Annotated in this window: 10 protein-coding genes and 1 tRNA gene; 6 read left to right on the top strand and 5 right to left on the bottom strand. The window is 51.4% G+C overall.

Going from position 1 to position 12,127, the window contains the following annotated elements:
* The 5 genes from sprA to obgE all read left to right on the top strand — a co-directional run.
* Nucleotides 1-3,887: cell surface protein SprA (gene sprA, locus OXG87_03970; GenBank protein MCY3868688.1), on the top strand; the 3,887-nt coding region annotated here is incomplete at its 5' end.
* A gap of 12 nt (nucleotides 3,888-3,899) precedes the next feature.
* A complete protein-coding gene (locus tag OXG87_03965; GenBank protein ID MCY3868687.1) occupies nucleotides 3,900-4,331 on the top strand; it encodes a helix-hairpin-helix domain-containing protein in 432 nt (143 codons plus the stop codon).
* The gene (locus OXG87_03960) at nucleotides 4,328-5,182 is read left to right on the top strand and encodes a hypothetical protein (protein MCY3868686.1); all 855 of its coding nucleotides are present in this window, start codon (nucleotides 4,328-4,330) and stop codon (nucleotides 5,180-5,182) included. The genes OXG87_03965 and OXG87_03960 overlap by 4 nt, the downstream gene beginning before the upstream one ends.
* Before the next feature lie 3 nt (nucleotides 5,183-5,185).
* Nucleotides 5,186-5,944, top strand: coding sequence for an NYN domain-containing protein (locus OXG87_03955; protein MCY3868685.1), 759 nt, complete (start codon nucleotides 5,186-5,188; stop codon nucleotides 5,942-5,944).
* On the top strand, nucleotides 5,925-6,947 hold the full coding sequence (gene obgE, locus OXG87_03950; GenBank protein ID MCY3868684.1) for a GTPase ObgE: 1,023 nt from the start codon (nucleotides 5,925-5,927) through the stop codon (nucleotides 6,945-6,947). Before OXG87_03955 ends, obgE begins: the two co-directional genes overlap by 20 nt.
* Nucleotides 6,948-7,009: 62 nt before the next feature.
* Here obgE and OXG87_03945 read toward each other — a convergent pair.
* From OXG87_03945 to OXG87_03930, 4 genes are all read right to left on the bottom strand, one after another.
* Nucleotides 7,010-7,086, bottom strand: a tRNA-Arg gene (locus tag OXG87_03945).
* A gap of 231 nt (nucleotides 7,087-7,317) precedes the next feature.
* Complete coding sequence (locus tag OXG87_03940; GenBank protein MCY3868683.1) at nucleotides 7,318-7,614, bottom strand: integration host factor subunit beta; 297 nt, start codon at nucleotides 7,612-7,614, stop codon at nucleotides 7,318-7,320.
* A gap of 103 nt (nucleotides 7,615-7,717) precedes the next feature.
* A complete protein-coding gene (locus OXG87_03935) occupies nucleotides 7,718-8,038 on the bottom strand; it encodes an MGMT family protein (protein ID MCY3868682.1) in 321 nt (106 codons plus the stop codon).
* A complete protein-coding gene (locus OXG87_03930) occupies nucleotides 8,035-8,385 on the bottom strand; it encodes a cytochrome c (protein MCY3868681.1) in 351 nt (116 codons plus the stop codon). Before OXG87_03930 ends, OXG87_03935 begins: the two co-directional genes overlap by 4 nt.
* 75 nt (nucleotides 8,386-8,460) lie before the next feature.
* On the opposite strand from OXG87_03930, the gene OXG87_03925 reads away from it, so the two are divergent.
* A complete protein-coding gene (locus OXG87_03925) occupies nucleotides 8,461-9,648 on the top strand; it encodes a thiolase family protein (protein ID MCY3868680.1) in 1,188 nt (395 codons plus the stop codon).
* Between the two features lies 1 nt (nucleotide 9,649).
* On the opposite strand, the gene OXG87_03920 is transcribed toward OXG87_03925, so the two are convergent.
* Nucleotides 9,650-12,115, bottom strand: coding sequence for a DUF5916 domain-containing protein (locus OXG87_03920; GenBank protein MCY3868679.1), 2,466 nt, complete (start codon nucleotides 12,113-12,115; stop codon nucleotides 9,650-9,652).
* Nucleotides 12,116-12,127: the final 12 nt, after the last annotated feature.

Genomic DNA, 12,127 nt, shown 5'->3' with positions numbered 1-12,127 from the left:
ATATCGATGATTTTGAAGGCGCTCTGAACAGTACGGCGTTTGCGATTGGCAAAATAGGGTGGAACCGCGCAAGTATTCCCATCCGCAACAGCAGAATGCTCACATTGCCACAGGGGCGGCTTACGTGGTATAATCCCATTGACCGCGACAGGGCATCTCTTTCCCGAATTCAGCCCACCCGCGATGACATAAGCGCGGAACAAGACATTGTAGATGTTCTTAAACTGCGATTTGATCCCGCGCGCAGTAATGGATTTCCCATCCGCTCGCAGAACAATGAAAATGGCATTCCCCAACAATCATGGGCGGGGATTATGCGCTATGTCAATGGTCTCGATTTGTCGCGGTCCAAATTTCTCGAACTCTGGATTCGAGGAGATGATGGGCATCTGCACATCGATTTGGGCGATGTTTCTGAGCGCGTCCTCCTGCCCCTCGATCACCCCATGTACAACGATCCCGGCGACCGAGAGCGATTTCCAAGCGGCTTTCGCACAGAAGACAAACCCATCGGTGGCTTGCCCACAGGAGACGATATCGTCATTGACGAAGAAGACATTGGCCTGGATGGATTGACCGATGCCGAAGAGGCTGAGGTCTTTCGAAAAATATTTCCAGGTATCACTGTGCCCAGCGACCCTTCGGGCGATAATTTTGAAGACGTGGATCAAAACACGACGGATATCCTGCGTCGCTATCCCTCTGGTCTCAATGGAACAGAGGGCAACAGGGCAGAGCGCCAATCTCGACCCGATACCGAAGATCTCAACGGCAATGGTTTTCTCGACGAGCGCGATAGTTTTATCCGATACAGCGTCGATTTGTCCAGCAATAGGGGGCTGTCTCCCGCATCGGGCACCTTTACCGGCCCATCTACGCTTGTGCCCGGCACGGAATCCGATCTCTTTCCGGAATTGGGGGGCATTGCGGATCCTCCGTGGCGTTTATTGCGCATTCCCCTCAAGGGGCAAGACGCGCCGCGCACCTTTGAGGGGAATCCCGACACCACATTTGCCAGCACGATTGACTTTGTGCGCGTCTGGTTCGAACACAACGACACCACCTCTGTCGAAATCTATACATTTAGTGCGACCGGCAGTGAATGGCAGGAAGACCCGGTCGCTTTCGGGCAGTTATCGGGCGATTTTCAGGTTTCGACTATCGGCACGAACAACTCCTTTTACGAATCTCCTCCGGGTCTCGAGCGAGAAATTGACCCCACCACGGGTATTCGTTTGTCTGAAAATTCTCTGGTGCTCGAATTTGTCGATCTCTACCCGGGCGAATCCATCTCGGCATCCCGCAGCTTCGCCAATGGCGAGGACTATACCGAATACGGTGTTATGACGCTGTTTTTGCACGGCGGAAATCCGGCCGATCCCACGTATAGCACCAATTTTTCAGACGCCGCAGATTCCGTGAGCACGGGCCCCAGCCCTATCGAATTTTTTATGCGCTTTGCCCCTATCAATGAAGATTCTCTCAACTTTTACGAATACCGCTCGCGGGTTTATCGCGGTTGGGCAGAAGAAACCAATACCGTCCGTTTAGACCTCGAGATAATGTCGCAACTCAAAGGCCAATTGCTGGATCTTCAATCCATCGAGCAAGTATCTGACACCGTTAGTGTGTCGCTTCTCCGTGGCGATTTTCTCGCTCGCTACGACAGAGAGGGCACTCGCATAGAGATCGACGTGGATGGTCGCACCTATATCGTGCGCGGTAATCCCGCGCTGTCTTCGATCAGAGCCTTTACCGTGGGGATTCGCAACCGCGGCGATGATATTCTCATTGGAGAAAACGAAGTTTGGATGGATGAATTGCGCGTTGATGATATCCGCAAAAAGCCCGCCTTATCTGCCCTGGCTGACACGCGCATAACCCTCGCCGATCTGGGCAATCTGACGGTCAATCTGGAACGTCGAAGCGGTGATTTTCAAGATCTGCAGGGCAGGGCTTCGGGCAATACCACCACGCGCTTCAACTTTGACAGCCAGCTCAATATCGACAAATTTTTTCCCAAAGAGTGGAACACCTCCATACCCGTCCGATTCAGCTATAATCGCTATACATCAAGCCCTCGCATACGCCCGGGATCGGATATTGTGCTCACTCCCGAACAAAAAATCAACGAAAGCGATGTGCGGTCTCAGACGCGCTTTACTATTTCGCTGAGAAAGCGGCCAGCACGCGAAGACCCGAGCCTGATATCTCGCATTTTGTTTGACAAAGCTTCCACGTCACTCAACTACAGTTCTGACGCATCGACAACGGGTGCGATTACACAGCGGAGGCGGAGCCTGAACCAGAACTTAAACGGCAATATGACCTATAATCAGGTGTGGTCTCAGCGCGAAGCGCTCGCCATTTTCAAGTGGGTGCCCTTTTTCAAAACGCTCAAAGATGCACAATTTTTTTACCTGCCCTCCAGCATCAATTACAACCTGCGTTTTAATCGCGGGGTGTCGGATCAAACCTCATTTCGCGCCATCGCAGGCGACACGTCAAATGTGATTGATACAGTGCGAGAGACTTTCAATCTGACCGAGAGTTATGCCATTAAACTATCGCCATTTCGCAGCCTGAATGCCGATTATTCGCTCACTATCAACCGCGATTTGCGAAATGGATATGCCCTGACCCAACTCCAATTTGGACGCGAAATATCGCGCAACCAGTCGCTCAACTTCAGATATACGCCGCGCATCTCAAACTGGATTACGGTGAATCCGTCGTATTCGGCTACGTACACGGATCGCTTTGAAATCGGTGGGGAGCGCGTGCAGTACGGCAGCATTCGGCGCGGACTCACGATCAATAGCCAGCAAACGGCGAATGCGCGCATCAATCTCAACCTGCCCAGCTTATTTCAACGCTGGACGCGCAGATCCGGTAAAGACGGTGGTTTTTCCATTTTGCAATGGATTGGAAAGGTGGGGGGGCGCCTTCAGAATGTGACGAGCAGTGTTTCTCAGAACAAATCAAATAATTTGTTTGGTCTCACGGTCCGTCCCTCATTGGCCTATCAATTTGGCTTTCAAGATACGATTCAGATCCCCATTGTGGTCGCGACTACGGGAACGAGAACCAACGCCACCAATGTGCGAAGACAGGCGCAAGTATCCAGTGGTATTCGGTTGCCTCTGGGCCTGAATTTCAATACCTCTGCCAATTATTCCGAAAACGAACGCACGGGCAATACACTCGGCAAAGACGATCAGGTCATCTTTCCCAAATTTGACGCGAGTTGGCGCGGCCTTGAGCGCGTGCCTTTGATCGGCTGGTTCTGGGTCAGTTCCAATGCCAGTTTCGGGTATCAGGAATCGCGCACCCGACGGGGGGATGGCAGTCTCAGTCTCTCGTCGCGTTATCTGACAAGTGATGCGAGAGAAATATCATACAATCCGCTTTTTCAGTGGAGCGCGAACTGGAAAGGCGATGTGAAGACGACATTTAGCCGCCGCCAGAGCAACAATGACGAAATCCGCTATCAGCGCAATGTGACTGCCGATACAGCTTCTGTTCAACCGACCCTTGCCGACCGCCTGATCGGGACCACTTTGACGGAAAACGGTACATTGCAAGCAGATGTGCGCTATTCGCTGCGCGGAAGATTTCAGCGCACTCTCGACCTCTCGCTTTCCTTTTCGCGCAATTTGAATACACAAACCGAAATGCCCCGAAGTGCCGAACCCGATGTGCCAGCCGAGCCCATTATCCGCCAAAACTCGACATCCTGGTCCGTTAGCCTGGGTACGCAATATGCCTTTAGCTCGCGATTTACAGGCGGTACCTCGTTTCGCCATGAACGGCGCAAAGACGAACTGCGCGACCTCACCAATGTGACCTGGGATTTTCGATTCTGGGGTGAAATCAGTTTTCAATAATTGGACTTTCCCATGTTTACCTTTAACCGCAACGAACAAATTATTCTGTTGATGCTTTGCGGCGTTCTGATTGTGGGCATTGTTATCCGTTATCTCGACAGTAGAGATCCGGATCGCATTCCCGATTTTGAGGTGCGTAAAAACGCCGTGGAAGTTCCACCTCGAGAAGAGGCAAAAGTTCACCAATCCCTGTCGCCAGTTGAGGCGGACGGAAAAGAAAAAGTAGAAGTTGCCCCAGCGGGGGAATTGATCGATATCAACTCGGCAACGGCAAAAGAGTTCGAGCGGCTGCCCCGTATTGGGCCTCAAATTGCGGGACGCATTGTGGCCTATCGCGAAAAGAATGGGGCATTTAAACGCATTGACGATATTACAAAGGTCAAGGGTATTGGTCCCAAAACCCTCGAGCGCTTGCGACCACACCTTACGATGAGCACGCCATGAGTACAGCGACGGGCATTCATATTTCGGGCAACACCTTGCGCGTGGTCCATCTTGAAAAATTGGATAATGCGTATTCTCTCAGGGGGCTTATTGACCAGCGCGTGTCAGAGGCTTTTGATTTTGATCCCGAAAAAGAAGTACCCAAATCCTTTGTTGAGGAATTGGGTCAGGCACTTGAAAGCCTGCCAAAACCGATTGGCACGCTTTCTTTTTGTCTTTCGGGTGGTCTGTATCACATTCAAAAAATCCCTCTCGAAGTCGCGGGGGAAGAAGATCGCCGCGAGCAGATTTTTTGGGAAGCATCGCAGGCACTTATTTCCCCTGTTGACAATTGCGTGATCGATTTTATTGCGGTGGGGCGCGTGGCTTTTTGGACCGCAGTACGCAATAGGGTGATTGACGCACACGAAACTCTATGTTCTGCACTGGGCGAAACCCACCTGCATCTCTCCGTCGCTCCACTATCTCTATTTTGTGCGGGACTGCCCGCTCGCGTATGGGAGGCAGGTAGGCAAATGGCTATTCACAGCGACTCCTCTGGGGCTTTTTATATTTCCGTCGAAAATGGTATATTAATCGGTGTTGAAACAGCTATTCCCGATGTTTCAAGTCTGCAACGCTGGTTCTCTATCGCCAGTTCTCCTCACCGCCCCTGCAAACGGGTTTATCTGTCGGGGGACATACAGGCCATTGATCCACCAACGGACCTCAGCCTTGCGGAACATCCAATATTCCGCGGTATAGATACCGCGCACTTGCCAAAACGAGATCGCGCAAAACTCGGACAGGCGAGCAGATTTGCCCTTGCCCTTGGCGCAGGGTTACACAAACTTATATCGGAGACTCCATAACCCATGGCAGACTTTAAAGATCAGATTGTGCAAATACAAGAGGCAATAGCGCGTATTGAGCAAAAATTAGATCAGATTAACATAGCACAGGCTTCAATTCGAGACCTTCGAGAGATTAAGAACAGAGTCTATAAAGAAGCGATTAGCGGTGCTCGAGAACGCCGGGAAATTTTTGCTACTCTCGACGCTATTCAAAAAAATATCGCTGCTCTACAGGCCAATGCCCGCGCCCGGTTAGACCGGCGCACAGATATTCCCCCGACTGAATTGCGGGTTGGGATATTTGTCGATGTACAGAATATCTTTTATGCCGCAAAACCGTTTAATGCGCGTCTCGATTTTGAAAAACTGCTGGAACTCAGTGTGGGCAAACGCCGCTTGATCCGCGCGATTGCTTATGTCGTGCAATCGCCAGATGTTGACCAGAGTAACTTTATCTCGATGCTCCAACAAAAGAGCTATGAAGTAAAAAGAAAAGATTTGCGGCAGCGCAGCGATGGTTCGGCCAAAGGCGATTGGGACATGGGCATGGCCATTGATATCATGAGATTTGTCGATAAGCTCGATGTCGTGGTTCTCGTGAGTGGTGACGGTGATTTCGTGCCTCTGGTCGATCTCGTCAAGACTCTGGGACCGCGCGTTGAGGTCATTTCCTTTACCTACAATACGGCGAGGGACCTCATCAACAGCGCAGATGAGCACATCCCCATTGAAGAGGCTCTGCTTTTGAGACATAACGCACATGCAGAGTCCGCAACATAGCCTCAGTTCACTCAATTTTCCCATGTTTGTCGATTTAACCAGAATTTATGCCCGTTCGGGCAACGGCGGCAATGGATGCAAAAGTTTTCGCCGAGAAAAGCATGTACCGCGAGGGGGCCCAGATGGTGGCGATGGCGGCAAGGGGGGAGATGTCGCTTTTATAGCGGACCCGCGCCTTTCCACACTGCTCGATTATCGGTATCGACAACACCTGAGCGCAGGGCATGGAGAACATGGGTCGGGACAAAAGAGAGCAGGGCGACGGGGCGAAGATGCAGAAATTCCCGTGCCGATTGGCACGCTTATCAAGGATACAGAAACGGGCGAAATTCTCGCGGATTTGACCGAGCCTGGTCAGCGCGTTGTTTTGGTCGAGGGCGGGCGCGGTGGTCGTGGCAATGCGCGTTTTGCCACGCCGACAAATAGAGCGCCAGAGTATGTTCAGCCCGGAGAATCGGGGCGAGAACGCCATCTGGAACTCGAGCTCAAACTCATCGCCGATGTCGGTCTGGTCGGTCATCCAAATGCGGGAAAATCGACCCTTCTATCCAGAGTGTCTGCGGCGCAACCCAAAATCGCCGATTATCCCTTTACGACTCTGCAACCCAATCTGGGCATTGTCAAATGCGGCGATTACGATAGCTTTGTTATGGCAGATATTCCCGGCCTGATTGAAGGGGCGCATTTCGGCAAAGGGCTTGGGTTTCAATTTTTGCGCCATATTGAACGCACACGCGTTCTCCTTTTTATGGTCGATATCACCAGCCCCAATCCCGAGTACGATCTAACAGTTTTGAGAGAAGAACTCGATCGTTTCAGTCCCAAATTGCGCGAGAAACCCGCGATGCTCATTGCCACCAAGCTGGACTTGTTGCCACCCGAAAATCGCAGGGGCCCATTTTTTCAGGGACAAACAGATATGGGAATTTCCTCTGTCACAGGTCAGGGTCTGGATGCGCTTATTCAGAAGTTGTGGGGGCTGATAAGACAGATAGATGCATAGGCGTAGCGAATGAGACAAAAAAATGGGGCGGGAGTCGTTCGTGACTCTCGCCCCATTGCTTGTGGTGCGACATACAGGATTCGAACCTGTGACCTCTGGTTCCGGAGACCAGTGCTCTATCCAACTGAGCTAATGCCGCAGAAGACCTCTCTAACGGACAGACTATGGATAGGCCCCTGCCTCATGGTCTATACCGAAATATAGTACAAGGTCAGGGGCTAAATCCATAACATCCGTATGAATGACAGGTATCTCGCCTTTAGAGCCTCTTTTTATGTCGGTCTCTTCGGCGCCTTTTTTTTCGCTTATGCGTTGCGATTTTTGCGCGTTTGCGCTTTTTTCCGCTGGGCAAGAGCTACCTCCTGTTGCTTTAGCTGGATGGAAGAACAGAAACTTCAGCAATAGAATTACGCAGTTCGCGTGAGGGTTTGAACACGGGCATTGCGCGCGAGGGGATTTTGACAACCTCGCCCGTTTTGGGATTGCGACCTGTGCGCGGTGCGCGATGAACAACCTTAAACGTGCCAAAACCGCGAATCTCAATGTGTTCACCTTGTTCCATTGCCGCAATGAGCGAGGTGAGAAAACCCTCTACTACAATAGAGGTATCTGTTTTGGTCAACCCCGTGGCTTCGGCAATCTGATTGACAATATCAGCTTTGGTCACTGCATCCCCTTTCTCAGTATTTACAGATGTATTTCTCCCCTAAGCGCGTGAATGATAAAAAAACCGATTATCCTTGTCAATACACAAATTTCCAATTCAAGCCTTAAAAATCTGCTTCCCACCTGTAAATTTCGAGATCGACGCGGCCATTGACAAATACAATGCCTTCTCGTTCGAGGCGGGCTTCCTGGTCGTGATGTGCCATGTGATTCCCACTGCGAATGGACACCATTCCCCGCGCATTGATGACCCGGTGCCAGGGACAGGATGTATGCGGCGGCAATTCCGATAGTGCTCTGCCCACTTCGCGCGGTCCACATCCAACCCGATCGGCAATCTGCCCATAAGTTGCCACAGTACCTTCGGGAATTTTGGCGACCTCTCTGTATATCCGCTCGTATTTTTTGTCGATCTGATTTTTCATGGATACCTTTTAAGTAGATATTGGACGAGTATTTTTCGCTGTGCAGGCGCGATTTCAAGTCTGGGCATTGGCGTTGGGTATTTTTTTTGATACGCCAGCAATCGGGCATTGTCTTTTGCGTACGCAGGGGGATCAATCAAAAATTCTTCCAGTGATTCGGGTGTCCATTTGCTTTGCAAGCCCTCTAACCGCGGTCCTTGCGAACCGCCAGAGCCGTTGATTTCATGGCATCTTGTACAGCCCGATTCGATAAATACGGTTTTGCCATCGGGGGGTGTAGAACAGGCCATCATGAGGATTAATGCACATAAAATACTACACAGGGCAATGGCGATTAGATGTTTCACCTCTTACCTCTTATTTCTTGCGTTATTTCCAGGTCTGGATGTATCTTGATAGTCTTGAAAAATGGAGGAATGACTATGAAACACATTTATATCACCGGGAGCAAGCGCACGGCTATTGGTGGATTTATGGGCGGTTTTGCCGAGGTGTCTGCACCTGAATTGGGTAGTGTGGTCGCGGCAGCTTCGATAGCGCAGGCGGGCATCATTGGCGATGAAGTCGATGAAGTAATTTTTGGCAATGTGCTCAGCGCCGGACTGGGCCAAAATGTCGCGCGTCAAGTCGCCATTGGCGCGGGTCTCGATACGTCGGTGGGGGCGACAACGGTCAACAAAGTTTGCGGTTCGGGCCTCAAATCCATCATGCTCGCTGCGCAGGCCATCCAATGTGGCGATGCCGAATTGATTCTCGCAGGAGGCACGGAAAACATGAGCCGCGCGCCCTATCTTCTCGAAAACGCGCGGACGGGTTATAGACTGGGGGCAGGCGAACTCGTTGACTCAATGATCCGCGATGGCTTATGGGATGTGTACAATGATTTGCACATGGGGACCTGTGGTGACCGATGTGCTGAGCGCTACGATTTTTCGCGCGAAGACCAGGATGATTTTGCCATTAGTAGCTATAACAGAGCACTTCGCGCCGATAGCGAAGGTCGATTCCGCAGCGAGATTGTACCCGTAGAAGCACCCTCTGGCAAGATAATTGCGTCCATAGACCAGGATGAAGAACCCCTGAGATTTGACGAGGACAAACTCCGCCAACTGCGCCCTGCGTTTTCAAAAGACGGCACTGTGACGCCTGGAAATGCGTCGAGTATCAACGATGGCGCAGCGTCTGTTATCGTCCTTTCAGGCGAAAAAGCAGAAGATTGCGGTGTTACACCCGAAGTTGAGATTTTGGGTTATGCTACACACGCACAGGAGCCTGAGTGGTTCACACTTGCGCCTATCGGTGCCATCTCCAAACTTTTGTCCAAACTCTCCCTTGCGGTCTCGGATATCGATCTGTTTGAAATTAACGAAGCCTTTTCCGGCGTTCCAATGGCAGCGACTCAGGATCTGGGCATTCCGGCGGAAAAACTCAATGTCAATGGCGGGGCTGTCGCGCTGGGGCATCCCATTGGGGCGAGCGGTACGCGCATTCTCGTAACGCTTATTCACGCCCTGAAACACGCCGACAAGCGCATTGGCATTGCCTCACTCTGCATTGGTGGAGGCGAGGCCGTCGCGCTGGCTGTTGAGAATGTGAAACGCGAGAAGTAATTCACAGACCCAGGAGATAGGAGAGCTTAAGGAGTACTGAGCGATTTCGTCGGGTTAAGGTCGGATCGGTGCCATAAGCGCTGTCGAAGACGAGAAAGATGTCGCTGCCGGGGCGATACCGGTAGTTGAGGAGAAAATTCGCGCTGGCGAATTCTTTGTCGTTGTTCCACTGGACAAAGAGTTTGACAAAAAAGTCTGTGGAAAAGGAGTATTGCAGGCGATTGCTGAGTGTGTGGATATTAAAGTTCCCCTGCGGAAGTCGGACCCAGTCGCCCTGATATTCCACTTCATAAGACAGTTGGCCAGAGGGGCGAAAAGAGCTTTCCGAGCGTATGGTATAGCGTCTTCCCGTGTAATACGTGCCGGCCTCAAAGGTGATGCCAGGGCGCAGTTTTCGGGATCGGCTGGGACGCGGTCCCGTGATAAATGATGTGAAGGTATATTCCCCAGGAGGGATGACTACATCTTTGTTTCGAGCAGAGGGAGAGAATTCTTCATCGACCACGTCGCGAGTGCGTTTTAATTCGTTCCGCCAGTAGTCACCGGTATTAAAAATGGTAAATGCCGAGAGTTCGACTGTCCAGTATTTCACCTTGTTGTTGTGGTCTGTAAAGATTTGTGCTTCAGGACCGATTGACATGTAGCGAATATTGCCAAATTTCGGTCTGGGGCGGTAGCGTGTATAGAGATCATAGCGTTTGAAACCATCCAATCCTCTTCTGCGATTGATGAATCCCACGGCGGGCTCAAATTGGTCCTCGACATCGAGGACTTTGAAACGCGCCCAGTACCTGGTGCCGCGATAATTCATAGATACAAATCGCGCATCGTCTGCATCTCCGATTTGCGAATCCCATGTTCGCGCTACAAATGCCTGGAAATTCAGGTTTGGCGTTGGAGAATAGTTGAAATCAACACCGCCCGCGCGATTGTACTGGTTCCATCCCTCGCGAGGGTCATCAATTTGTTTGTTGACCATGATGAAACCAAAGTTTGACCGCGCGAATACGTCGCGTCTTATTCTGACTACTGAGTAGTTGGTGCGGTGTACCTGGACTGTATCGCCATCTTCTGCAAACAATGCCGCGTCGGTCAGTACATTGAGGCCGCCAATACTGGTTCGTCCCTCTTTCCCGGCAATTTTTGACCCGACGATAATCGGGATTTTTTTTCCTTTTTCAAGGCCGATGCGTCTGGTATAAAAGAGGAGGGTGGGAGGTCTGGTACCGCTGCCGGTTCTTCGCGCTTGTTCGCCAAATTGGAAGAGGTTGGCTCCTTCGAGGAAGAATTCGCGTTTTTCGGGGAAGAAGAGGCGGAATTGCGTCAGGTTGGTTTGTTCCTGATCGCCTTCTACCTGTGCGAAATCCGTGTTGTAGGATAAGTCGAGCGAGATGTTTGACGTGATGCCATAGCGCAGATCGAGACCCGTTTCAAATGTGCGGCTTTCAGAGGGATTGATTGCCTGATCGTCGATGGTCGTGCCCGGCAAGGCGTAGGGTTTGATGTATATCGGGCGCCTGGCGCGAATGTGTTGGAGGCCGTGAAGTTCGCCGATGTCCGCCGTGCGGTAACGCTCTGTGGATGAAGAAGTCTGCTGGCCGACGACGAGCTGGGTCGCCAGATTTTTTCGGGCAATATAGCGCGCGAGGTTGATGCCCCAGGTGGCGTCGGCTGCTTGCTTAAACCGCAGTTGGCTAAACGGGATTTCGATTTCAGCCGTCCATCGGTCGGGATAGTGCTTGGTACGGGCGGTCCAATTGCAGTCCCAATCGCGATTATAGGTTCGCCCCTCGTTGGAGAGCATCAAGTCGCTTTGCGCCCCCAGGGGGTTGACAAAGAAAAAGAAGCCGTTCTGGCGATCATTGTACGTGTCGAGCAGGATTTGAACATTGTCATCGCCGGAAATTTCGGAATCTCGTCGCATGTTGTTTGCGATAAATTGAGAGGAGTCCGGGACGAGGCATTCAAAGCCAAAGTAGATGCTCTTGTCCGTGTAAATAATCCGCGCGACTGTTTGTTCGGGACTCGGCATCCAGTAGTTTGGATCGCGCTGTACAAAACCCCTGATCGGCGTTGCCTGCGACCATACGGGATCGTCCAGTACGCCATCTACATTTGGATTTTTACCAACGCGGGTAGCGTAAACAATCCGCCTCGCTCTTCGCGCTGATGCATCTGGTTGTGTGCTGCTCAGCACTACTGCATCGCCGGTATTCACCGCTGTTCCGTTGGCTTCTACGACTCTTGTAACGACCAGTTCTGGCAGTTCTTTGATGACTTCGAGTTTTGCGCCTGTGTCCTGTCCGTTCTGCACTGTGAGATTTGACCACAGTGGCGCCAGACCATTCATGCCCGTGACGTAAACGAGGTCTCCTGAGACTTGCTGTACTGTGCCCTCATTCGCCAGCAGGTCTGTGGTGGTCAACAGGATGGATAGACATAATGCTATGGTTTGAATTTTTGGCATGAGTAAATGTTG

It is taken from the genome of Gemmatimonadota bacterium (assembly GCA_026706845.1).
GTDB lineage: Bacteria > Latescibacterota > UBA2968 > UBA2968 > UBA2968 > VXRD01.
The sequence above is the reverse complement of the archived record's forward strand: the minus strand, read 5'-3'. Positions and strand labels throughout refer to the sequence as shown.

Coding starts and splice junctions, on each gene's coding strand:
- obgE (MCY3868684.1), top strand. CDS start 5,925: ATGCAGAGTCCGCAACATAGCCTCAGTTCACTCAATTTTCCCATGTTT.
- OXG87_03960 (MCY3868686.1), top strand. CDS start 4,328: ATGAGTACAGCGACGGGCATTCATATTTCGGGCAACACCTTGCGCGTG.
- OXG87_03920 (MCY3868679.1), bottom strand. CDS start 12,115: ATGCCAAAAATTCAAACCATAGCATTATGTCTATCCATCCTGTTGACC.
- OXG87_03925 (MCY3868680.1), top strand. CDS start 8,461: ATGAAACACATTTATATCACCGGGAGCAAGCGCACGGCTATTGGTGGA.
- OXG87_03935 (MCY3868682.1), bottom strand. CDS start 8,038: ATGAAAAATCAGATCGACAAAAAATACGAGCGGATATACAGAGAGGTC.
- OXG87_03965 (MCY3868687.1), top strand. CDS start 3,900: ATGTTTACCTTTAACCGCAACGAACAAATTATTCTGTTGATGCTTTGC.
- OXG87_03955 (MCY3868685.1), top strand. CDS start 5,186: ATGGCAGACTTTAAAGATCAGATTGTGCAAATACAAGAGGCAATAGCG.